The 25409-nt window shown below is 43.4% G+C and carries 16 protein-coding genes; 6 read left to right on the top strand and 10 right to left on the bottom strand.

Annotated features, from left to right (window positions below; all coding sequences use genetic code 11):
* Positions 1-2043: an excinuclease ABC subunit UvrB gene (uvrB, locus tag DDT91_RS18695; RefSeq protein WP_187177724.1), complete on the bottom strand. Its 2043-nt coding sequence runs from the start codon at positions 2041-2043 to the stop codon at positions 1-3.
* Between the two features lie 51 nt (positions 2044-2094).
* Positions 2095-3282 carry a DUF4105 domain-containing protein gene (locus DDT91_RS18690; protein WP_370539342.1) on the bottom strand — a complete coding sequence of 396 codons (1188 nt, stop codon included), beginning with the start codon at positions 3280-3282 and terminating at the stop codon, positions 2095-2097.
* A gap of 105 nt (positions 3283-3387) precedes the next feature.
* Here DDT91_RS18690 and DDT91_RS18685 point away from each other — a divergent pair, with 105 nt between their 5' ends.
* The 3 genes from DDT91_RS18685 (at position 3388) to DDT91_RS18675 (ending at position 7509) form a co-directional block, all read left to right on the top strand.
* Positions 3388-5634, top strand: a complete 2247-nt coding sequence (locus tag DDT91_RS18685; protein ID WP_187177722.1) for a T9SS type A sorting domain-containing protein — start codon at positions 3388-3390, stop codon at positions 5632-5634.
* A 76-nt stretch (positions 5635-5710) separates the two neighbouring features.
* Positions 5711-7024, top strand: a complete 1314-nt coding sequence (locus DDT91_RS18680; protein ID WP_187177721.1) for a gluconate:H+ symporter — start codon at positions 5711-5713, stop codon at positions 7022-7024.
* Positions 7025-7044: 20 nt separating this feature from the next.
* Complete coding sequence (locus tag DDT91_RS18675) at positions 7045-7509, top strand: RidA family protein (protein WP_187177720.1); 465 nt, start codon at positions 7045-7047, stop codon at positions 7507-7509.
* Between the two features lie 4 nt (positions 7510-7513).
* Here the strand turns inward: DDT91_RS18675 and DDT91_RS18670 are convergent, their stop codons facing one another.
* The 7 genes from DDT91_RS18670 to DDT91_RS18640 form a co-directional block, all read right to left on the bottom strand.
* A complete protein-coding gene (locus DDT91_RS18670) occupies positions 7514-8905 on the bottom strand; it encodes a transporter substrate-binding domain-containing protein (protein WP_187177719.1) in 1392 nt (463 codons plus the stop codon).
* A 124-nt stretch (positions 8906-9029) separates the two neighbouring features.
* Entirely contained in the window at positions 9030-10373 is a 1344-nt protein-coding gene (locus tag DDT91_RS18665) for a TolC family protein (protein ID WP_187177718.1), read from the bottom strand.
* Complete coding sequence (locus DDT91_RS18660; RefSeq protein WP_187177717.1) at positions 10373-13432, bottom strand: efflux RND transporter permease subunit; 3060 nt, start codon at positions 13430-13432, stop codon at positions 10373-10375. The genes DDT91_RS18665 and DDT91_RS18660 overlap by 1 nt, the downstream gene beginning before the upstream one ends.
* A 2-nt stretch (positions 13433-13434) precedes the next feature.
* A complete protein-coding gene (locus DDT91_RS18655; RefSeq protein WP_187177716.1) occupies positions 13435-14529 on the bottom strand; it encodes an efflux RND transporter periplasmic adaptor subunit in 1095 nt (364 codons plus the stop codon).
* Positions 14530-14544: 15 nt separating this feature from the next.
* A complete protein-coding gene (locus tag DDT91_RS18650; RefSeq protein WP_187177715.1) occupies positions 14545-15327 on the bottom strand; it encodes an alpha/beta fold hydrolase in 783 nt (260 codons plus the stop codon).
* 172 nt (positions 15328-15499) lie between these two features.
* Complete coding sequence (locus tag DDT91_RS18645; protein WP_187177714.1) at positions 15500-16564, bottom strand: DUF481 domain-containing protein; 1065 nt, start codon at positions 16562-16564, stop codon at positions 15500-15502.
* A 94-nt stretch (positions 16565-16658) separates the two neighbouring features.
* Complete coding sequence (locus DDT91_RS18640) at positions 16659-19931, bottom strand: carboxypeptidase regulatory-like domain-containing protein (RefSeq protein WP_187177713.1); 3273 nt, start codon at positions 19929-19931, stop codon at positions 16659-16661.
* 344 nt (positions 19932-20275) lie between these two features.
* On the opposite strand from DDT91_RS18640, the gene DDT91_RS18635 reads away from it, so the two are divergent.
* The gene (locus DDT91_RS18635) at positions 20276-20965 is read left to right on the top strand and encodes a lysoplasmalogenase (protein WP_187177712.1); all 690 of its coding nucleotides are present in this window, start codon (positions 20276-20278) and stop codon (positions 20963-20965) included.
* Between the two features lie 212 nt (positions 20966-21177).
* Here DDT91_RS18635 and aspS read toward each other — a convergent pair whose 3' ends face one another.
* Positions 21178-22932 carry an aspartate--tRNA ligase gene (aspS, locus tag DDT91_RS18630; protein WP_187177711.1) on the bottom strand — a complete coding sequence of 585 codons (1755 nt, stop codon included), beginning with the start codon at positions 22930-22932 and terminating at the stop codon, positions 21178-21180.
* A 293-nt stretch (positions 22933-23225) separates the two neighbouring features.
* On the opposite strand from aspS, the gene DDT91_RS18625 reads away from it, so the two are divergent.
* Together DDT91_RS18625 and rluF are read left to right on the top strand one after the other, a co-directional pair.
* Complete coding sequence (locus DDT91_RS18625; RefSeq protein WP_187177710.1) at positions 23226-24533, top strand: peptidoglycan DD-metalloendopeptidase family protein; 1308 nt, start codon at positions 23226-23228, stop codon at positions 24531-24533.
* Positions 24534-24612: 79 nt separating this feature from the next.
* Complete coding sequence (gene rluF / locus DDT91_RS18620; RefSeq protein ID WP_187177709.1) at positions 24613-25341, top strand: 23S rRNA pseudouridine(2604) synthase RluF; 729 nt, start codon at positions 24613-24615, stop codon at positions 25339-25341.
* The last annotated feature ends 68 nt before the right edge of the window (positions 25342-25409 follow it).

Below are 25409 nucleotides of genomic sequence, written 5' to 3'. Positions count from 1 at the left end.
TCAAAGCCCCGGACCTCTACTGAGTTCTTCCAGGCGCTTTTTCTGTGCTTGCCACTCATCTCTTAACCTGGCCGCTTCCATGAAGTTCAATTCCTTGGCGGCTTTTTCCATTTGCTTTTGAGTCTGGGCAATCAGCTTTTCCAATTTTTCCTTGCTGAGGTACTGCACCACCGGATCTGCAGCCACCTGAACTTCTCCAGGCATAGGTTCTGCATAGACTTTGGCATTTTTCTTTGAATCAGCCACTTTAGTCTGCCCCATGATTTTGTCACGGGACTTGATGACAGTCTTCGGAGTGATGCCATGCTCTTCGTTGTAAGCCATTTGAAGGGCTCTCCTTCGCTTCGTCTCATCGATCGCTGCCTGCATGGAATCGGTAATCTGATCAGCATACATAATTACACGGCCTTCGGAATTTCGCGCGGCTCGTCCAATGGTCTGTACTAACGAACGCTCATTCCTGAGGAAACCTTCCTTATCCGCATCCAAAATGGCTACCAACGACACTTCCGGCAAATCCAATCCTTCTCGGAGCAAGTTTACCCCAACCAAGACATCAAAAATGCCCAACCGTAGCTCTCTCAAAATCTCCACTCGGTCTAAAGTTTTGACCTCGGAGTGAATGTAGCGGGATTTTACTCCGGCACGTTCCAGGTATTTCTGAAGCTCTTCAGCCATACGCTTGGTCAGTGTCGTGACCAAAACCCTTGCCTCGGTTTTGATGGTCTGATCGATTTCTTCCAAAAGGTCGTCAATCTGATTCTGACTTGGTCTCACTTCGATGGTAGGATCCAATAGGCCCGTTGGACGGATAATCTGCTCCACCACCACCCCTTCTGTCAAGGCCAATTCGTAATCCGCAGGAGTCGCTGACACATAGATGACCTGATTGGTCAGTTGCTCAAACTCATCAAACTTAAGCGGTCTATTATCCAAAGCCGAAGGCAACCGAAATCCATAATCCACCAGATTTACTTTCCTCGAGCGGTCTCCTCCCCACATGGCACGAATCTGCGGCACCGTCACGTGACTTTCGTCTATGACCAACAGGAAATCTTCCGGGAAATAATCCAAAAGACAGAAAGGCCGCGTTCCCGGCTTTCTTCTATCAAAATACCTGGAATAATTTTCCACTCCCGAGCAATAACCCAGTTCCCTTATCATCTCAAGGTCAAATTCCGTCCTCTCCTGAAGTCGCTTAGCTTCCAGGAATTTGCCCTCTTTCTCAAAGAAATTCAGCTGAGCCACCAAGTCATCCTGGATTTCATGAATCGCGGTTTCGATCGTATCTCTGCCTGTGACAAAGAGATTTGCCGGGAAAATAGAAATGATTTTTTCGTCAGAAAGCTTCTTGCCGGTATGGGGTTCGATACGCTGAATAGCTTCGATCTCGTCTCCCCAAAAGAAAATCCGATAGGCAAAGTCGGCATAGGCCACAAAAATATCCACTGTATCTCCCTTTACCCTAAAAGTCCCGTGGCTCAAATCCTGCTGTGTCCGACTATAAAGAATATCCACCAGTTTAAAAAGCAACTGGTTGCGTGGAATCCGGTCTCCTTCTTGCAGGCGGATCACATTTTTCCCAAACTCCTCTGGATTTCCAATTCCATAAATACAAGAGACAGAAGCCACCACAATCACATCCCTCCTGCCTGAAAGCAAAGAAGAAGTGGCACTCAGACGCAACTTTTCGATCTCCTCATTGATACTGAGATCCTTTTCGATGTAGGTTCCGGAACTTGGGATAAAGGCTTCCGGCTGATAGTAGTCGTAATAGGAAATAAAATATTCGACAGCGTTTTCAGGAAAAAATTGCTTGAATTCCCCATACAGCTGTGCGGCCAGGGTTTTGTTGTGGCTCAATACCAACGTGGGGCGCTGCGTCTCTTGGATCACATTGGCAACCGTGAAGGTCTTTCCAGAACCAGTCACCCCAAGCAATACTTGGGAAGGCTCGCCTGACCTCACTCCCTCCGCCAGCTGCTTGATGGCCTGAGGTTGATCTCCTGTGGGTTGGTAATCTGAAGTAAGTTTGAATTCCATGACTTATTCCAACACCGTTTTGTGGTAAAAAGGTTTGACGAATCCGAAACTTCATCCGGCCTTTTGACCCAATCGTTCCAAATTATAAAACAGAAAATTTGCCCGAAGCAAAATCACCAGAAACAGCGGAACCAAAGAAGGATGGAAAGACTGCATGCCCGTGATCCAAATCAATAACGCTCCAGATGTGGCCATCAGCACAAAGAGCAGGTATTTGGAAATCCAAGGCTTCCCTTCACTTTTCCATAATCTCCAAGCCAAAACCAAGTGCCCAGGAAAAGCCCAAAGGATGTTCCAATTCCACTTGGTGGCCGAATGATCGGTAAGAAACCAAAGAAAGGCAACCACCAAACCCAAAATGCCAAGAACAGAAAATAATCCTATATCTGCTCCTTTGAAAAGACGGCCTTTTCGGAAACCGAAAAAGGTCAGGACTCCATAGAAAATTGCCAAAACCCAAAATACTACATAGGGATTGAGCAAATCCATACCTTTCTCTTCTTTGGGATAGTCCAAAATCACCTGTGATTTCTTTACCAATGGCCTCGTAGGTCCATCACCTACAATTGTTGCATTGGCAAAGGCCTGTTCCATGTAGTCAGGCAAATATTGCTTTTCACGCTCGGTGGCATTGCGGTCTATCACTGCACCCAATGCCAAATCAATCCCCAAATCGGCCCATGGAAGTGGATAAACGTACTCATCAATGGTGTTTCTGAAGGTCTTTTCCTCAGTGGCCAAAGAATCATTCCATACCAACTGCTTTCCAATAGCTATCTCGAAGGCATCGCGGATTTTGGTTGCGCAGTTGTTGAAGAAAAAATCATATTTGTAATACCTTCTCGCCGGATCGTAGAGCGCATCCAGATGCTGAACCAAAAAATCTTTCTGCTCTGCATTCAAATCCAGCACTTGCTCTCTGACCCCTCTTTTGAAATAATCATATTCAATGATAAATCGGTCGTAGGTAGTCATGCTGAGCATATAGTTCAGTTTGCCGGTGGCAAACTTCCCATAGAAGTTGGGCGTGTCAAAATCAAAGGTTCCGAAATTGAAAACCAAATCCCGACCTTCTGAACCAATCTCTCTTACCCGAATGGCACTGTGCCCAAAGGAGGAATAAAGCTGATCTCCGGGGTCACAGGTCAAAAGGCTAATCTCATAAAATTGGGCTTTGGCAGGAGCTAACCCCATGACTATCAGAAAAAATAGAAGAAAAACTATTTTATATTTTCTCATCATTTTTTATCTTCAACTACTTTTTAAAATTTCTTTTTTATGGTTGCTTTTTGCTGGAATTTACGCATCACAACATTTTTTGACTGCCGAATATACAGGTTATTCTTGGCAGTTGCAGGGCTCATCATGTCTCTTGGTGTGGCTTATTCTCAAGAAATGGGAGCCTACAAAACCCTTTCTTCAGGAGACTTCCCCAACATATCTATTTGGGCGACTTGGAATGGTACTTCATGGGTTCCTGCCGCGGCTAAGCCAGGCCTCCTCAATGATATTTATATCGACCAAAACCATACCCTACGACTGACAGGCAATGAACAGGCGAAAAGTGTTTTTATAAATGCCGAAGCAGAAGCCGGTCAAAAGCTAAATCTCAACGGGTTCAATTTGGATATTTATGGTACTCTCTCTGCATTTTCAGGACCAGCACCCGGGGTTCCGGCCAATGCTTGGAACAGCCAAAACTGGATCGGAAATTCCCTGAGCAGTACGATCACCTTCAGGGGAAACAGCCGTAAGATTCTGGACAAGTCCAGCTGGAGTGCACAGACAACACAAAGCCGTTTTGGAGTGATCTTTGATCCGGGATTTGGCGTAGAGCTGACAGTTGAGGCACCTCTGAAGGCGCTTTCATTTACGGTAAAATCCGGAACACTGATCCAAAAATTGGACACGTCGGTAATCCCCAATGTTTGTTTTACCTTATCCTTCAACACCGAAACAACGGTGTTTGGCTCGGGCCCTTTTGGCGATTTTACTATTGAAGATGGCGCTACCTTTATATCAGAATGCAACTCAAACATAGTAAACCGATCCACTAATGGATCCGTAAGTGCCCTCAATTTTGACCTTCAAAACGGTGGAACGCTGATCCTGGAGGGATCTGCTCCAAGAATAGAAGCGGCCAATTTCCAACTTAATGGAAGGATCATTTTCCGTGGACCATCAGGCCCAAAGTCCTTTCTATCCAGCTCTTTTTCAGATGCTGCCTCACCTCAATCAGTCAGACACCTAGAACTGCAAAGCTCCCAGAACCTAAGCCTGCCTAACCAGCTTTTCCTTTTGGGAAACATGACCAAATCGGGAACGGGAAATTTCCTCACTTCAAATACCCATTTGATTTTGACTGGCTCCACAAATCAGGAAATTATTGGCTTCCCATTGAGAGTAAGGGATTTGACTCTCAACAAGCCCAATGGCATATTTTTCCCAAGAGGCAACTTGACTGTAGAACGAACACTTACTTTGACTCAGGGAAGAATTGATCTCCAACAAAATGACTTGCGGATCAATACCTCCGGGCAAGGAGGAATCAATTACGGAGGAGGAAGCTGGAGAAATGCAGGTTCAGTCACCTACTTCAATATTCCCTCCCTTTTAACTGCCACTAATGCCACCTTTCCCTTTGAGGACATGCTAAACGGTGGAATTCGAAAAATTCAGCTTTTAGGGCCATCTCCCGGAGGTAATTTATCTCTTCGTTTTCTGGAATATAAAGGGGCTAATCACGACCCGAAATTCAATGATACTGATGGAACACCTATTTTATATCAACTATACAGCCATTTCCAATTTTCAGGTTTAAGTCCAAGCAATCAGGAAGTAGAGCTAAAAATTTCTGCTGCAAGCCTCATCGTGGACAATGTAGATGACCTGAGAGTAGTCGGAACAGGTCAGCCTTCCCCGGGAAATCACTTGCCCGGATTGGATCCTTCCCTCCTTTGGGCTCGAAGAAGCCTCCAATGGGATGAATTGTCAAATTTCAATTTCACCATAGGCAGCTTCCGGGAATTGAGCATTTTACCCGTGTCTTGGATAAGCATTAATGTCTCCCAATCAGCCTCCGGGAAAATGATAACCTGGAAAGTGGGGCAGGAAAGAAACAATCTCTTATTTGAGATTTACAGAAGCCATGTTGAAAAATTGGAATGGGAAAAAATAGGCAGTATAGCTTCAAAAGGAAATAGTAAAAATCCAGTGGAATATTCTTTTGAGGACAAATCGACCAAAAGATTTAAAGAATACCTCTATAGGATCAGGCAAATCAGCCTGGACGGTTCGGAATCCTGGAGTGTAGTAGCCAGAACATTTCAGTACGCAGAAGGACCAACCCATAATTTGCTTGTCTACCCCAATCCCCACGAAAGGGGCCCCCTTAGGATTTGGGCATCAAAAAATTGGGATTTTTCTGATGCCAAACTCATGATTTTAAGTTTACATGGGCAAGTTCTCCTTGAACTGCCCTATGCAAGTGAAATACAGGAGCAATTTGTCAATGCACTAGCTCCAGGGAATTACTTCTTGCATTTGGTAACCCCTTACCAAAGCTTTTCTACCCGGTTTATCAAACATTAGATTCATTATTTGATGAGCTGAAAGAGGGTTTTTCTCAGTTTTTCCTAACTTTCTTCATTAACTCCAAACCCAACCTATGACCCTAATCCTTGTGCTGATCAGCATTGCCTTACTGGTTTTGCTGATTGTATGGGCCAAGCTCAATCCGTTTCTTTCCTTTATGATCGCTGCCATTGCAGCTGGATTAATGTTGGGACTCCCCGCGGATCAAGTTGCCAAGTCCATCCAAAAAGGCATGGGTACTCTCCTTGGAGACCTCGTCATCGTAATTGTAACGGGAGCTATGCTGGGTAAGCTGGTAGCAGAAAGCGGAGCTGCTCAGCGGATTGCCGGATTTTTGATGCGCTTCTTTGGAGAAAAGTACATCACCTGGGCCATGGCGTTTACTGGATTGATTGTAGGTATCCCATTATTTTACAATGTGGGATTTGTCCTTTTGGTACCATTGGCATTTACCGTTTCTTATCAATACCGCCTTCCGGCAGTGTATGTAGGAATGCCCCTTTTGGCTGCGCTTTCGGTCACACATGGTTTTTTGCCTCCACATCCTTCTCCTGCAGCTTTAGTAGCCCAATTTGGCGCAAATATGGGCTTGACCTTACTCTATGGATTTATAATTGCTATCCCAACCATCATCATTGCCGGGCCACTTTTCGCACCTTTTCTGAAAAAAATCCATTCTGAACCATTAAAAACCTTCTTGGTCGATCCAAAGCCTGAGTCCGAACTTCCTGGAATCGGGAACAGCCTGTTTACCGCCCTACTTCCAGTCTTGTTGTTGGTGGGAACAACGATTTTGAGTTTTAGTATCCCAAAAGAGGATCCTTTGAGCCCTTTGGTACATTTCATTGCGGATCCCGGAGTGGTTATGTTGGTCTCCTTATTCTATGCCACTTTTTCATTAGGGATTAAGCGAAAACAATCCATGACTCAACTCATGGACATTTACACTGCCGCCACCAAAGACATTTCCATGATTTTGCTTATTGTGGCTGGGGCAGGAGCGCTAAAGCAGATTTTCACGGATACAGGAGTAAGTCAGACCATAGCTGAAGGACTCAAGACCTGGGAAATGCATCCCCTGCTTTTGGCTTGGTTGATCACCTCGGTGATTCGGGTTTGTGTGGGTTCCGCAACCGTGGCGGGATTGACTACTGCCGGAATCATCGCCCCATTGGTAACCACAATGAATGTCGATCCCAATCTGCTTGTCCTGTCTATCGGAGCAGGCAGTTTAATGTTTTCCCACTTCAATGATGGAGGATTTTGGATGTTCAAAGAATTCTTCAATGTAAGCATCAAAGACACCATCAAATCTTGGTCAGTCATGGAAACGATCGTCGCAGTGGCTGGATTGATTGGCGTCTTAGTGTTAGATCTGTTTATTTAAGGTTAAAAAATACCATTCCTATGCAAACTCCTGAACTCAACTTCGCCGAACTCGGCCTTGTACTACCTCCTGCCCCAAAACCGCTTGGGGTTTATAAACCATGCCTGATTGATGGCAAATACCTCTATCTCTCGGGTCACGGAACCGTAAAGCCCGACGGAACTTTGATCATCGGCAGAATCGGTGAGGACATGGATATAGAGCAAGGGAAGCTTGCCGCCCGTCAAGTAGGATTGGCCATGCTGTCCACCATCAAAGCCAACATTGGCTCACTCAATAAAATAAAACGGGTCATTAAAGTCTTGGGCATGGTCAACTGCGTGCCTTCCTTTGAAAGACATCCCTATGTAATCAATGGATGCAGCGAACTATTCGCGGCAGTTTGGGGAGAAGAAAACGGAATTGGAGTTCGTTCTGCCGTAGGAATGGGCTCGTTGCCGGACAATATCCCTGTAGAAATTGAAGCCCTATTTGAACTGTTTTAAGCTCCTAAGGACTTACCAGAGTCTTATAGGACTGAAACAACCCCAACACATCGCGGACATAATTGACCGCGATGTGACCTTTGGCAAAACCACTCTTTACGACCGGATCACGGTAATATTCAGGGTCACTTTTTAAGCTAAGGTAAATGGACACATCCTTCCAAGTCTGGGTATTTTTCCCATATTTCAAAGCTAGGCGCCAAGCATCCTCTACATGCCCCTGCCCAATATTGTAAGAAGCCAATACAAACTTGATGCGCTCATTGGTTTCAGGGACTCTTTCCCTCCAGAATTTATCCAAATATTGGAGGTACTTCACCCCACCACGCAGTGATTGGATGGGATCATTTGGATTGGTCACACCAAAACGTTCTAAAGTCACCGGCATAAGCTGTAAAAGTCCCTCAGCACCGGCATAGGAAACAGCCGTGGTGTCAAAACCGGACTCTTTATAAACCAGGGCTGCCAATAGCCTCCAATCCCAACCCAGCTCCTTGGAACTTTCCTTGATTATGTCATCGTAAACTGAAATTCTGTTGCCTCCCAGCGAGGAATAGGGGCTGTTGGTTCGATAGTAACTGTTTCTTGGGCTGAGAAAATATTTGGTATACAAATCCGGAATAAACCGCTTCTTTTTGTCTTGAATCCAAGAATTGATTTCAGTTAATAAGTCAGGCGAATTTTGTCGCACTGCCCATGCCACAAATCCCTCTTTGGCTATTTTTAAAGAGATGTCAAGTCCTTCATAATAGGTCATGTTAGCCTGTGCGATATTCTTGTCTGCCACAGTCCATTTGATTTCCCCATCCGTCACTAAGTCAATTAAGGTTTCTTCATGATCCGGAGATTCCGTTACAGAAAACTCCAGATTCAATGAATCCCTGACCAGTTCCAACTGACTTTTGTATACAGTTCCCTTTCTTACAAAAATCGTATCGGAACCAATTTCCTTCCAGGTGACAGGTCCTTCATTAGGCTTCATCCCTACTAAAACCGAACTCATCGTACCCAGGGTATGAGTAAAAGCCACTAATTCCTGCCTCTCTTCGTTTTGTTCAAGGTTCATGGCAATTAGGTCTACTTTGCCTTGACCCAGCTGTTCAAAAGCATTTTCAATGTCAGATACTACCACGAATTCAACTTGAACTCCCAATCGCTTTCCAAGATCCCGCAAGAGTTCAAATTCATATCCCATTCTTCGTCCCCGATAGATGTAATAACTCGTGGAATTATTATCGACAGCTGCGCGCAAAATTCCCCTCGCCCTGATTCCATCAAGGTCTAATACATAGGGATCTTTGAATACTTCTCTAAAACGCTTCTCCAAAAAGGTACATTGCACCCCAAAAAGTAACAAAACAGCAATGGAGAATAGGAGGGTTAAGGCTCTTTTCATTCCTTCGGGCAAATCCCGGATGGTGACAGAGCGGAATTGGCAAAGGTTGTGCCAAAATAAAAATCAAGTCTTTGAATAAAAAAGCAAATAAAAAACGGAGACTAATTCAAGTCTCCGTTTTGCCTTAGTTTGATGGCGGATTAAACTCCTCCATGCTGTTTTCAAAGAATATTTTTCCGGATAGCCTGAGCAATTCTATTTCCTGTTCCTTGATCTGGTAGATAGAGGTTATCAGCCTATTTTCCGCAGTAAGCAAATTCACTTGAGCGTCTCTAAATTCAAGATAAGAGGCGATGCCAAGTCTAAACCTTTCCAAGGCGATTTCCGAGTTTTCTTTTGCCACCTGGTAATTTTTATTCTCAATATTCAGCAAGCGAAGATTATTTTGATAGGTATTGTAAGCTCTTTGAATATCCGATTGTAACTGGATTTCATATTGCTCAAGAGAATAATCCTGAATTCTTTGCTGAACCTTGGCATTCTGAATCCTTCTGTTCAAAGTCAGTCCGTTAAATAGGTTGACCGTGATATTGCCCCCATAGTTAAACCCTTGCCTTTGGTTTTGAATCAGGAAACCGGCATCAGAATTCAAGGTATTATTTAAATAAGATGCATTGAGATTAATGATAGGAAGCCTTGAGGCCTGAAGCTCTTTCGTTTGTAGAAAGGCCACATTTTTAAGTCTTTGGTTTATCAGGAGTTGTTTGTTTTCCAAAAACGCATTGTCCTCCAAATCCTCCAAAAGGAGGGGCTGTCCTATGACAATCGTATCTTTTACGATGTATTCAAAGTCTGGGGGCACGGCCATCAACTCATTCAAATTGACTCTGGCATTCTGTATGATTTGCTCCTGAGTCAGCAAAAGGCTGGAATCTCCATTGTAATCAACCTGTGCGGATAGATAGTCTCTTTTACCTGCACCACCCAGTTCATATTGCGCTTTGGCAATATCCAATCGAGCTTTACTCAATCTTAGCGTTTCTTTCAATACCTGATACCGCTGCAACTCCAAAATCAGACGATAATAAGCAGTAGAAATACCTGCTACTGTGTTTTCAACGGCCACCTTAGACTCCAACTCACTGATTTCAGTCAATTGACCCAAGCGCTTCATGATAACAAGGGACTCAGGTCGAAAACCATAAAGGCCTACTACGCTAAAGTTTTCGTTTCTAGTTTTTGCATTATCAATTTGCCTTGGTGCAGGATCGTTGATAAACTTCTGCTCTACATCCTCGGTACTGAAGGAGCGCAAGTAGGTCGCATCCACCGTGGGCATAAACAAATCTCCAGATCCGATTTTTTGATCTCCTTCTCGGAGCGCCACATTCTGTATGGCGATTTTAATCTGCAGATTGTTATCCAATCCTACCTGAATGGCTTTTTCAAGATCCAAAGACTCCTGGGCCCAGGCATTCCATCCTGGTAATTGAATGCACAAAAAGAGCACTAAAGCTAACTTCTTCATCAAATTCTGGCTAATCTTCCTTGTTTAGAGGTGAGGTAGGTGTAAATAGCTGGGATAATAAATAAGGTGAGGACAGTAGCAAATGTCAAACCGCCGATGACGGCAGCCCCCATAGGTACCCGGCTTTCGGCACCGGCGCCTAAAGCAAGCGCAATGGGCAAAATCCCCAAGATGGTAGACAAACTGGTCATCAAGATCGGACGGAATCGAGCGACTGCTGCCCCATAGATCGCTTCATGGATATCCATTCCCTGTGCCTTTCGCTGATTGGCAAATTCCACAATCAAAATCCCGTTTTTGGTCACCAGACCGATCAGCATGATAATACCGATCTGACTGAAAATATTGAGGGTGAAATTAAACATCCAGAGGGTTGCCAAAGCTCCGAAAATCGCCAAAGGCACCGTAAACATGATGGTGAGTGGATCCGCAAAGCTTTCAAACTGAGCAGATAGCACCAAATAGATCAAAACCAATGCAAAAATGAAGGCAAAAAGCAAACTATTGGAGCTTTCTCTAAATTCCTTGGAAGGACCTGACACATCAGTAGAATACGAATCATCCAACACCTCTGAGGCAATTCTGTCCATTTCATCCAATCCTGCTCCAATCGTATAGCCTTCGGCTAGGTTTGCCGATACAGTAGCACTTACAAATCGGTTGAATCGATAGAGTTGTGGGGGTGTACTTTTCTCGACTACCCTTACCAAGTTGTCCAGCTGAACCAATTGACCGTTGTCTCCTCTTACATAAAGCATTCGGAGATTGATCGGCTCATTGCGGTCTTGAAGTCTCATTTCACCGATCACTTGGTATTGTTTGCCCCCTCGGATGAAGTAGGCAAATCGCTGTCCAGAATAGGAAAGTTGCAAGGTCCTGGCAATTTCTTGCACCGAAACCCCCATATTCCTTGCTCTTTCCCGATCAATTTCGATTTCCAATTCAGGCTTTGTAAACTTCAAATTGATATCAGTGAAAATGAAGGCAGGGCTTTGGGCCGCCTTCTCCATAAATGGTGGAATCACTTCCTTGAGTTTTTCCAATGTTGGAGCCTGGATGACATACTGAACCGGAAGCCCTCCGCGTCTGTCTCCTATGGAAACAGGCTGCTGTGCAAAGGCTCTGACCGAGGTTATATTTCGAAGCTTCCCATTGATTTCATTAAATATCTCCTGCTGAGTCCGAGTCCGTTTATCGGCATCCGTCAAAAAGAGACGGATAAAGCCAGAGTTGGTATTGGCTGTTCCAAAGCCTGGAGAAGTAATACTGATCACGGCCAGTCTCTCGTTATCTGGAATTTCCGTCATCAGATCACTGGCGACACTATTGATCACATTGTCCATGTATCCAAATGTTGCTCCCTCAGGTCCGCTCATGTTGATCCTTAATTCCGAGCGATCCTCAATGGGCACCAATTCGGTTTGAAGCTGAGAAAAAAACCAATAGATCCCAAACGCCATCAGCCCGATAATCGGGAAAGCGATCCATCTGATTTTCATGAATTTACTGAGTGCAAAATCATACAGGTCATTTAACCAGACGAAGAACGGTTCGGTAAGATTATAAAATGCATTTTGCTTCTCCCTATGCTTCAGCATTTTGGCGCTTAGCATTGGCGTCATAGTCAAAGCAACAAAGGACGAAATGATGACCGAACCAGCCACTACGATGCCAAATTCACGGAACAAGCGACCTGTGGTACCGGTAAGGAAGATTACAGGAAGGAATACCGCTGCCAATGCAACAGTGGTTGCGATTACTGCAAAGAAGATTTCCTCTGCGCCTTTGGCTGCCGCTTCGAGTGGTTTTTCCCCTTTTTCTATCCTGGCGTAGATATTTTCCAACACCACAATGGCATCATCTACCACTAGACCGATAGAAAGAACTATACCCAAAAGCGTCAGGACGTTGATGGAAAAATCCATCAGATACATGATGAAAAACACCCCGATCAATGAAATCGGAATAGTCACAACAGGAATGAAAGTGGTTCTCCAATCCCGCAAAAAGAGGAAGATGATCGCAACTACGAGAATGAAAGCAGTGATGATCGTCTCTTGAACTTCAGTGATAGATTGGCGGATATAGGTCGTACCATCAAATCCAATTTCGACTCCTACATCAGCAGGGAGATCCTTCTTGATGAATTCCAGTCTTCTGTAAAATTCATCTGCAATATCAATATTGTTGGAGCCGGGGAGTGGAACCAAAACCACCGCCACCATAGGTACCCCGTCTCTCCTCAGGAGGGTTTTTTCATTCAGAGCCGAAAGTTCGGCGGTACCGATATCCTGAAATCTTACGATGTTGCTCTGGCTTTCTTTAATGATCAGCTCATTAAATTCTTGTGGGGAACTCAAACGGCTTTTTGTTCGGACAGAGAGTTCGATACTTTGGCCTTCGATTCTACCCGAGGGAAGTTCCACGTTTTCACTTTGAACTTTGCTGAGTACATCCATGGGGGTAATCCCATAAGAAGCCATCTTGAGAGGATCCATTCGGAGACGAATCGCATACTCTTTCTCTCCCCAAATCTGCACACGGCTTACTCCAGGAATGGTCTGAAGACGTTCTTTGAAAATATTATCCGCAATTTCAGTCAGTTCGAGCAAACTTCTGTTCTCACTCTTCACATTGACACCTACTATGGGCTGGGAATCTGAGTCGGCCTTAGATACTACAGGAGGATCTGCATCAGGAGGAAGATTTCGCTGGGCTCCTGATACCTTATCCCTAACGTCATTTGCGGCAGCTTCGAGATCCGCTCCTACTTCAAATTCAACAGTAATGTTACTTCGACCATCAGCACTAGTTGAAGTGAGTGATTTGATCCCTTGAATACCATTGATTTGCTCTTCTAGGGGCTCTGTGATTTGTGCCAAAATCACATCTGCATTGGCCCCAACATAAGAGGTACTTACGTTGATCACCGGAGGATCGACAGCTGGATATTCCCGGATACCCAACAAGGAGATACCGATTCCGCCAAAAAGCAGAATCACTAAGGACATCACGATGGCCAGCACCGGCCTGTTGATACTTAGACTGGAAAGACTCATGGTTAATTAATAGGATTAGGTTGTACAGGCATTCCTTGCCTTACTTGCATCACACCGGTAGTAAGTACCAAATCCCCTTCATTCAATCCGGAGATTACCTGCACATGTGTGTCTGTTCTTGTACCGATTTCAATCATCCGCTGCTCTGCTTTTCCATCAGCTCCGACCACAAAAACCTTGTAACCGGATAATTCTGGAATCACAGCCTCAGCCGGAACCATAAGCGCATCCTCTTTTACTTCTAAAACAAATCTTATTTTCACAAACATCCCCGGAAGGAACTTGCCTCCTTTATTTGGGCTTTCAGCTCTGAGCTTAATGGTTCTGGTGGCAGCATCAATCTGAGGCTCAAAGGCATATACCTTGCCCTGCACCTCTTCATTGGAAGATTCGCTGCTGAAAAAAATGGGAGAGCCTACCGCCACTTGGGAAGAATATCGTTCTGGGATAGAGAACTCAATTTTAATAGGATCAATATTGACTATGCTGACAATGACATTGGAGGAATTGATGACTGAGCCTTCGGAAACTTGTCTAAGTCCTAATATACCATTGAAAGGCGCTCTGATTACCGTCTTTTGCAATTGGGCTTCTACCAATTTGATATCAGACAACGCGGTATTGTATTGATTCAGGACGATGTCATACTCCTCCTGACTGATAGCTTCTCTTGCCAAAAGCTGCTTTTGGCGGTTTTCCTGAGTTTGAAAAAGTCTTTGCGTGTATTGTAGCCTTTGATATTGGGCTTGAAGCTCTTCATCATTGAGATAGACCAATGGAGTGCCTTTGGACACGTACTGACCTTCTTTGAAATTGATCTTGGTCACCAAGCCGGAAATCTCCGGTTTCAGATCTACTGATTCATTCGGCAAAATCGTCCCTGACACCTGTAATTGGTTATTAAGCGTTTCTTTCTGAAGCTTAATTACCGAAACTGGCAATGGCTGTCCCCCACCTCCTCCTGGTCCTCCTCCGGCAGGTCCAGACGGTGTAGGGCTTTCACTTCCTCCCTGATTTCCAAATCTTGGATACAAAAAGGAAACTGCGACAATCAGAAGGATTCCAATAATTACAAGTACTTTAGTTTGTTTTTTCATCTGGGAAAAAGACAGTTACTGTTGGTTTTTTATAAAGGCAAGAGAGAGCTGATTGAATTGATCGGGTTTTTCCACATTGACCACGTGGCCACATTTTTCCAAAACCTGCAAAATCGAGTTTTTATGGTGTTTCACCAGGTTTTTCACAGGTTCCAAAAACATCACGTCCTGGTCACCCATCACATACAAGGTAGGGATACCCAAATCCTTTTCCTTGAAATACTTCAAAAGTGGATTGATGTCTTTGGTCAGTTTAAACCAGCGTATAAATTCTTTTTGACAAAGCTTTTGTGCTTCGGCAATGAACAGATTACGGGACTCGGCATGCTGCTTTCTTGGCATAATAATAAATGCAAACAGCCTGTAAAGCCACATGTAGGGTATGAATCGCTTAAATGTATTCCCCAGGAAAACAAGTATCCGGCTTTGGGCAGTCAATCGGGTGACTGCTCCTGCCATGACCAGGGATTTGACCCGATCTGGCTGCATTTCCGCAAGCTGTCTGGCAAGAATGGTCCCTAAAGAAACCCCCATAAAATGAGCTGGTGGAAGTTTGAGATAATCAAGTACTTCTATGATGTCCTTGGTGACAGCTTCAAAGGTGTATTCCTGATTCCAAATGGCCTTGGGAAGATCAGTGGATTTACCATGACCTCGCAGATCAATGAGCAACAGATTGAAGTCTTTTTGAAAATCCCTGAGCTGCTTATGCCAAACAGCAGAGCTTCCCCCTGCGCCATGGATAAATACTATCCACTCGCTGCTTTCGGTATGTAAAAATTGCTTGTAGTACAACATGTGTTAAAAACCAAACCGAGAAGTCAAAGGTTGCCGAACATCAAATTTAAAATAGCTTTAGCATGCTTTTTAAGAAAACGTACTGAAGGTAAATTGGTGCTACCAAAGGAAAATTAAAGGGATGCTAATGTCTCACTTTGACTCAATAGTTGATCAAGGGTTTAAAAAGTGTCTAAAGTTTCCAGCCAATTGTGGTTTGAAAAATATAATCCAAAGTAGAAGCCCCCGATGTAGGCTGATTATCATAGTTGATTGTTGTTCCTATTTTGAAGAAAAGATCAAACTTTAATTCATAGCGAATGTCAAATTTAAAATCCGTTCTTAAGCGCTTCTTTTGAGTCAAACTGGGATAGGCCACTAAAGTGGACAAAAGATCAAGATCCCCTATATTAAAAATATTGTACTGAGCACCAAGGAATGCTTCTCCGGATTGATTGGCCGTTTCCTCATTGGTGAATTTCTCATTGTTGAAGTTCAGTCCGGTGGAAAATCCCAAATAAGACCTATTGGTGTGCACCAAAAATTTCCCCAAACCTATCATGTTGGATGTTCTCAAATCCAGCAACTGTTCCGTATTGGAAAGCATGTTTAGGTTGTATAACACGTACCAATCTTTCGGCAGAAAGTAATTATAAAGCAACCCCAACTCTGTTCGCTTAGTTGGTTCAACCTCGGCTTGCCTAGACAGGAGTTCGTTGAAGGTCAAATTCCCTTTCCATCGATCCGCCATATACCCCATAGCGGTGTTGAACGTAAACTGGCGTAAATCATTGGCTTTGGTAATATTCGTACCTACGTCAAAGTTGAAAGAAAGCCTGCTCCAAAATCCCTCATCCAGGGCTTTGAGGTAGACAATTTTTGACTTGTAAATCTCTACTCTGTCCCCTTCCGGTCTTTCAAGGTCCTCCGTTTTTTTAGAAAACTTGATTACGGTATTCGGCATATACGTATCAATCTCAACTATGCTGTCGTTGAGACTCCTGATTCTACCGTTGTACCTTCTGCCATCCGAAAGGGTGATCAAATAGTTGGTTTTTGAATAGACTCGATTTATTCCATTCCAGGTGATTTTAAAATCCACGTCCGAATAATCGGTTTCAAATACCAGAATATTCTTGTCCATGCTCTTTATTTCACCGACAATGATATCCTTATTCTTGAGGATCAATGTGTCAGTTTGAGAAAATCCAACCACTGAACACAGCATAAAAAGAAAAATAACCTGGACTTTCTTCATTTTCACGGGAGGGCTAAACCCTGATTTTTAAAGAAAAATACAAAAAAAAGCGCCCTAAATATTAGGGCGCTTTATGAAATAGGTCGTTTACAAATTAATTGAAGATATATCTTAAGCCAAACTGCATTCTCCACACGTCAGCCACTCCTGCGGTTGGTCTGTAGGTAGAAGAGATCAAATCTGTACCGAAGTTTCTCAATCTGTATTGAGGTCTTCCATTAGCTCCTACTGGACCGCCTTGAGCAGTGGAAGGAACTACCAACGGCTGAGTAGAATTGAAAGTCTGTCCAATACCCCAATCCTGGTTCAACAAGTTGCCCACGTTAAGGATATCTACTCTGAATTCCAATGTATTTCTCTTGTTGTTGATGTTGGTAAACAATTGCTGAGCAAAAGAGAAGTCTGCTCTGTAAACCATTGGCATGATTACCGCACCTCTTTCAGCATATTTTCCTCTGTTCGCGCTGAGGTATTTGTCTTGTTGGATATAAGCTTCCCAAGCAGCAGCCTGCTCAGCTGCAGTGAATGTTCTGCCACTTGCAGTGTACTGCTGGAAGTTCATTTCGTCCACATTCTTGTGGATATAGATCAAGTCGTTAGCAGTACCACCATCGTTATTCAAATCACCACCAAACACATAGCTGGCATTTCCGATGGTTCTACCTTCCCAGAAGATAGAGAATGAGGTATTACCAAACTTAAAGAAGTCCTTAGAATAACTTGCTGTTGCAAATACTCTATGGCCCATGAAGTTGGAAGAAAAACCAAGAGTTGGGTTGTTTGGATCTCTTTGAACTGGATTTCCAAACCAAGTACCGGCAGCAATAGATCCTGGATCAACCGTATTTCTTGATTCGCCATAGCTATAAGCCGCTTTTGCGAAAAGTCCGTTAGCAAATGGTTTTTCCAATGAGAATGAAGCTACCCAAGAGTTACCGATCGCTTGGTTGGCTAGGGTCACCGCATTAGGAATCTTGGAATTAATTCTGTTATTAGTCCATCTAGGTCTGTTGTCAGGTCCTGAGAATGAAGACTGATAAACAGGAAGGTTCGCGTTGTAGTAGGCAATACCATTCACATCGGAGCTGTAGATAAATTCACCGGTTGCAACGATACCACCAAATAGCTGCTGGTCAACTGCGATATTGGTTCTCCATACTTGAGGGAACTTGAAGTTAGGATCTGTCAAAGCAAGTTCATAAGAAGCCGCTGGAGCGCCTGTTACTTCAGTTGGTTTATAAGCATTAGGATCTGGGTTGAATGGTCTGGTAGTGGTGTTATCCAACTGTGCAAAACCAGTCAAGATACCATTGTTACCCACTTGGTTGGAGATCCATACGTAAGCTGGACGACCGGTGAAAATACCTGTACCACCTCTTACTTGAGTCCTTTGATCGCTGAATACGTCCCAGTTAAATCCAAATCTTGGAGACCAAAGAATGTTTGGCTCAGGAAGTTTGTCTGTTCTGGTATTGTAGTATTTACCTACTGGATCTTTGAAGAAAAACCTTTCAACCTCTGGGTTTCTTAGAGCGGTTTCACCAAAGAATGGAACATCGACTCTCAAACCAAGGGTAAGCTTCAAGTTAGTTCTGGCTTGGAATTCATCCTGGCCATAAAGTCCAAAGTAATTCACTTCCAAAGGCTGGATTGGTTTTTCAGAACCAGGGATGTTGTTCCATCTTACTTGGAATCTTCTCAAGTTTACTCCGGAAGGAGTAGCATTGCCGTTAGTCAAGAAGTTATTGGCATCTCTGTAAAAATCATCCAGAGAGTTATACACATAAGCAGACTGAGAACCTGGGAAGAATACGTTTTCAGACTCATAATATTCATAGCTGAAACCTGTAGTGATCGTATGCTTTCCTGCAAAAATCTGAAGGTTATCCTGGATCTGGAAAGTCTTATATCTCAATTCGTTATTTGGCGTGAATGGCTCAAAACCGAAAGTGGTATAAGTGGATCCGTTATTCAGAATATCCACCATTGGGAAGAAAGTACCTCTGCTTCCACGGGATTCATCCTGGAAAGTATAACCTACGATGAGGCTGTTGCTCATGTTGTCTTTAACTCTGGTATTCAATTCAGCCACAATGGAACGGATATTTTCCAAAATGCTGTAGTTTGAATTTTGGAAGTTCAAAGCCTCTGGTCTCAGGTTACGGTTACCGAATCCAAGAGAGGATGAGTTAGAGAGTAATACATCCGTAGAAGAATCTAAGTGGTTGTATCTCAAGCTAAGCTTATTCTTGTCGTTGATGTTGTAGTCTAACTTCACCAAAAACTTAGTAGCCAAGGTTTCGTTATCATAATCTTGATATGGACCAGTCTCATAGTTGAAGTTATTTCTCAAGAAAGTGCTCAAACCATCCAAGTCAGAAGCCAACACTCGCGTCACGTTACCTTCAATTGGCTCGTTGCCATTGTTGGCTCTCCAAGTAGTACCTGGTCTCAACTCCTGATCATCTTCAAATGACGCGAAGAAGAACAATTTGTCTTTGATAATAGGACCTCCAACACGGAAGCCGATTTGACGGTAGGTAAAGTCACCTGGGTTGAATGTATTTTCACCAGCTTGTGTACCGACATTGTTGTTATTTCTCCAGAAATAGTAAGCAGATCCGCTAAACTCGTTGGTACCGGAACGGGTAACGGTATTTACACCGGCACCGGTGAAGTTACCTTGTCTCACATCGTAAGGAGCCACGTTTACAGAGATCTGCTCGATGGCATCCAAAGAAATAGGGGAAACGCCTGTTCTATCACCTGGCTGTCCTCCAAGTCCAAAGGAGTTATTGAAGTAGGAACCGTCAACAGTGATGTTGTTCAATCTATTGTCTTGTCCAGCGAAAGAACTTCCGTTTGCCTGTGGAGCAAGTCTGGTAAAGTCACTGATTCTTCTGGAAATGGTAGGAAGCTTGTTGATTGTTCTGTTGTCAATTGAAGTATTGGCACCAGTTCTTTCGGTTGAAAACAGGTTGTTTGGACTTGCTGTCACCAAAACTTCTGAAAGCTCCTGACCATCCTCTTTCAGCACCACGTTTACATTAGAAAATACACCAAGGGAAAGTACAATACCATCTACTTCCTGGGTAGCAAATCCGATGAAAGATACAGACAGTCTGTATGGACCGCCTACACGCATACCCGGAATGGAATACTTACCATCCAAATTGGAAACAGCACCATATCTGGTTCCGGATGGAAGGTGTGTAGCCACCACGTTAGCACCCGGTAGCGGCTGACCATTGGCTTCGGTCACTGTTCCGGAAATACCGGAAGTCGTAACCCCCTGTGATAATGCCAGCCCTGTGCTCATCACGAGCATAAGCATTGCCAGCAAATTCTTCAGTAAATTTTGCCTCATAAATTTTAGTTTGGTAAAGTTGGTTTTGATTGAAACTCCCTGCAAAGGTAAAGTTGACTCCCTGTAGATTAGAGTAGTTAACGTTAAGTTTTGCTCGGCAAATTTCACATTTTTTAACGAAAGCTTAACATCCTTTCGAAAACAATTTTTCTGTATTCTTTCGAATTAACCCCATTTTTTTTAAGCGAAATTTTGAACTTGTGAATGCTTTCAGAAGAAAAATCGGAAAAAATGAACCAATTTTATCAAATAGATCAATTCTAAAAACCCAATTAATAATCTGATCTAATCCCTAAGTCGGTTTTTTATACCAGCTTTATCATAAATAACAAAATATAATTCCTTTGAAAGACAAAAATATAATTTGGCTCTACTTGTTCCTAGCAGCTACCATTGCAGACTTGACCTTTTTGATAGAAGGAAATTCATCCATGCGTTTCTATTCCAAACCCTTGATCCTATTGGGGTTGATTTTGTATTTCTACCAAATTACCAAGCCTATCGCTTCCACTCTTTTGACCAAATCCATATTAGGCGCACTCATTTTTTCGTGGATCGGAGATATTTTGCTCATGTGGTCACACCTATTTGTCTATGGATTGGGCGCATTTCTGATGGCACATGTCTGTTACATCATTGGATTCAGGCTTTCCCAAAAGCCAGAAAACCGTTTGGGTGAGATGAATTTCGTCAAATCCTTCTTTTATAATCTACCGATTTACCTCGGCGCCGCTTTGGTTTTTTACTTGGTCAATCCCAATTTGGGAAATATGAAAATACCGGTAATCGCCTACATCATTGTGATCGTGAGTATGGTAGCAACCGCGAGAGATCGTTTCAAAAAATGTGATGCTGCCTCTTTTTGGCAAGTATTTATCGGGGCGATTTTGTTTTTTATTTCGGACGGGATTATTGCTATCAGCAGGTTTTACAAGCAATTTCCCGAATCAGGCATCTTGATTATGGGCACCTATGCCACTGCCCAGCTTTTGATCGTAATGGGGATAAGATCTTACCTGATTGGAAAGAAATGAGTGGGGGAGCCAGGAGACTTTGGGGCAAGGAGGTTTGGAAGTTGGGAGATTAGGAAGGTAGATAGCTGAGGCACAGACCTACTTGCCAGATTTAAAAAATAAATCGAGTGCCTAATATCTTGCATCTTGATATCTGCTACCTGATACTCGATTGCTTCTTGGGTCTAACACCTTACCTCTTAAAAGCAAAAAGGGCCGAAGCCCTTTCTCAATTATTTTTTCAAAGCTACCCGTATGGAAAGCTCTTCCAATTGTGCATCTGCAATCGTGCTTGGAGAATCTATCATGACATCTCGACCCGAGTTGTTTTTGGGGAAAGCAATGTAATCGCGGATCGAGTCCGAGCCACCAAAAATGGCACAAAGACGGTCAAATCCGAAGGCAATTCCTCCGTGAGGCGGTGCCCCATACTCAAACGCCTCCATCAAAAACCCAAACTGCTTCTGCGCTTCTTCATCCGTAAAGCCCAAGTGGGTAAACATCAATTGCTGAGTAGCCCGATCATGGATACGGATAGATCCTCCTCCTACTTCCACACCGTTGATCACCAAATCGTAAGCATTGGCGCGAACCGCACCCGGGTCAGTTTCCAACAACGGAATATCTTCTCTTTTTGGTGAAGTAAAAGGATGGTGCATGGCATGGAAGCGTTGGGTCTCGTCATCCCACTCCAACAGAGGGAAATCCACCACCCAAAGAGGCTTAAACACATTTCTATCTCGTAAACCAAGGTCTTCACCCATTTTCAGTCGAAGTTCAGATAGTTGCTTTCTTACCGATTTGGCCTCACCACTCAAAACCAACATCAAATCACCAGGTTTGGCGCCAAAGGCCTCTGCCCAGGCTTTCAGGTCTTCGGAAGTGTAGAATTTATCCACGCTGGATTTGAGTGTTCCATCGGTATTGTATCGGACATAAACTAATCCTTTTGCTCCGATTTGCGGCCGTTTTACCCAATCAGTCAGCTCATCGATTTGCTTTCTGGTATATTCAGCAGCCCCTTTTGCACAAATTCCGACTACCAATTCAGCCTGATCAAATATCGAAAAGCCTTTTCCCTTGGCAACCTGATCCAACTCGACAAACTTCATGTCAAATCTCAAATCCGGCTTGTCATTACCATAGCCTTTCATCGCATCAGCATAGGTCATCCGATCCACATGTCCCAAATCAATACCTTTTACTGCCGAGAACAAGTGCTTGATCAGTCCTTCGAAAGTATTCAAAATGTCCTCCTGAGTGACAAAAGCCATTTCGCAGTCGATCTGGGTAAATTCAGGCTGTCTGTCTGCCCGTAGATCCTCATCGCGGAAACACTTCACAATCTGGAAATACCGATCGAAGCCACTGACCATAAGCAACTGCTTGAACGTCTGTGGGGACTGAGGCAAAGCATAAAATTCACCAGGGTTCACACGGCTCGGCACCACAAAATCGCGGGCTCCTTCCGGAGTAGATTTGATCAAAACAGGGGTTTCCACCTCGATGAAATTCTGCCCATCCATATATTTCCGGGTCTCTTGCATCATTCGATGTCGAAGCTGGAGTTTTTCTCTGACGACATTTCGTCTCAAATCCAGATATCGATATTTCATCCGGAGATCATCTCCCCCGTCTGTTTCATCTTCTATAATAAAAGGGGGAACCTTGGCGGGATTCAATACCGTCAGTTCTTCCGCTTTGATTTCAATGGCACCGGTGGGAAGTTTGTCATTCTTTGATGTTCTCTCAATGACTGTTCCGGTGGCTTGAACCACAAACTCTCTTCCCAATTGGGCAGCTTTTTCCAGAAGGGCTTTGTCAGTAGACCCTTCTTCAAAAATCAACTGTGTTACTCCGTATCGATCCCTCAAATCCACCCAGATCAACCCTCCTTTATTTCTGACACGCTGTACCCAGCCAGCCAATGTTACTTTTTGATTTACGTGATCGAGGCGCAATTCGCCACAGGTATGAGTTCTTAACATTTTGAATTCCTGATTTTGGGAGGTCAAAGATAAATATTTGCTTCAGAGTAATCCACGTATCTTTAGAAGATTCCTATCCTGAGCTAAGTTTCGCTGAGGATTTTCCGATTTTCTTTCGAAAATTTTAAAAACTTAAAAATCAAACGAATAAAAATTAGACTGACTTCTCGCATGTAATGCGGCATGATAATTGGCTCAAAAGAGCCATTAAAAGATCTTTTACTTGGAAAAAAGTCATCTTTTTCCTTGATTGAAAGTCGAACAGAAATTAAACCCTTATTAATCAAGTATCAATGAAGAAAATATGGATTGGCCTTGTTGCACTTTTACTCACCCTGGGTGCCACGGCCGTATTCCAAAATCATCTTCCATTCTTAAGTGGACCACGCAGTGAGACCGAAAAGCCAATTGAAGACAGTTTACTAATTGAGCCCCAAAAAGAGGTTTTTCTTTATGGCATCAATGTAACCGGGCTAAATATCATCGAGGGTACCGTCAGTAAAAATCAAACCCTGGCAACTATCCTGACTCCATTTAACGTCCCTTACCAGATCATCGACGAAATTGCCAAAAAATCCAAGGAAGTTTTTGACGTCAGGTGGATCGCTGTGAATAAGAAATTCACTGTGATTACCCCACCGGATTCTGAAAAGGCCCAATTTTTTATTTATGAACCCAACCCGGCTGAATATGTGGTATTCAACCTTGACTCGTTGAATATTTACAAAGCTGAGAAACCTGCTGAAATCCGAAAGAGGGAAATAGGGGGTAGAATAGAGACTTCTCTTTATAATGCAATGGTCGACAAAGGAATTTCCCCTGAATTGATCGATGAATTTGCGGATTTGTACGGATGGTCCGTAGACTTTCAAAGCCTTCAAAAAGGAGATATTTACAAAGTAGCGTTTGAAGAGAAAGTAGTAGAAGGAACTGTGGTATCTGTTTCGAATATTCAATTAGCCTATTTCGAACATAAAGGCCAAGCGTTGCATGCAATCCCTTTTGAGCAAAACGGCCAAATCTCATTTTTTGACCAAAATGGAAACAGCTTTAAAAAAGCCTTTTTGAGAGATCCATTAAAGTACACCAGAATCAGTTCGCGCTACAATCTCAACCGATTCCATCCGGTACAAAAAAGATATAAAGCCCACTTGGGCACTGACTATGCTGCACCGACTGGCACAGAAATCCGTTCCGTAGGGGATGGAACCGTAGTCGAAGCAAAATATACTTCAGCAAATGGCAATTACGTCAAAATCAAACATAACGGTACTTACACTACACAATACCTGCACATGTCCAAAATCGGGAAAGGAATAAAAGCCGGCACTAGGGTTCGACAAGGTCAAGTAATTGGATATGTGGGAAGCACAGGTTTGGCCACAGGACCCCATCTATGCTTTAGATTCTGGAAAAATGGCAAACAAGAGGATTGGATGAAAGAAAAAATTCCACCATCAGAACCAATTTCAAAAGAAAATCTAGTGGCTTTCAATGCTAAAAGAGATGAGGCTTTGGTGCTTCTTGCCAATATCAGTCCTGATGGAGACGGCCGCCTTTTAGCTTCTAATCCTTCATTTGATGCGAAAGGATCTGAATAAGTTGTTTTAATCTCCGCTAATCATAAAAAGGTGAATTTGATCGATTATTTTTCGGTCGAATTCACCTTTTTAATTTCCAATGGAGCAGGACTCTTCAATTCGAATCAATAAATACCTCAGTGAAGTAGGGTTCTGCTCAAGGAGAGCAGCGGATTTACTGTTGGAACAAAAACGAATCACGATCAACGGGAAAATTCCCGAGTTGGGGACTAAAGTCTTCCCACAGGACGAGGTGAGAGTAGATGGAAAATTGGTGGGTAAACCCAAAAAACAGCACGTTTACATTGCTTTTAATAAACCTGTAGGGATTGTCTCCACGACCGATACTAAAGGTGAAAAAAACAACATCATTGATTTTATCGGCCACAAAGAACGAATTTTCCCCATCGGGAGATTAGATAAGGACAGTGAGGGTTTGATCCTTTTGACCAGCGAAGGAGATATTGTTAATAAAATACTTCGTTCTAAAAACAATCATGAAAAAGAGTACATCGTGACAGTGGATAAGCCCATCACTGAATTTTTCCTGAAAAGAATGGGGGCAGGGATACCTATTTTAGGCACGGTAACTGATCCCTGTAAAGTGGAGATGATCAATAAATTCAAGTTTAGGATTATTTTGACCCAGGGGCTGAACAGGCAGATCAGGAGAATGTGCGAATATTTAGGTTACACAGTCAAACAACTGAAACGGATCCGGATCATGAATATTCACCTTGACTTGCCTGTTGGAAAATGGAGAGATCTTAGCGAAAAAGAAATGGCTGAGCTCAATTTTTTAATTCAAGACAGTTCCAAAACATTCTAAGCTACCCAAACGCAAAGAGGCCTCCGGGATGAATCCCGGAGGCCTCTTTGCGTTATCTCTTCATTCCG

Origin of the sequence: Algoriphagus sp. AK58 (genome assembly GCF_014324365.1) — a bacterium.
Classification (GTDB): Bacteria; Bacteroidota; Bacteroidia; order Cytophagales; family Cyclobacteriaceae; genus Algoriphagus.
Note: the sequence above shows the minus strand (reverse complement) of the source record. Positions and strands in the feature narration are given on the sequence as shown.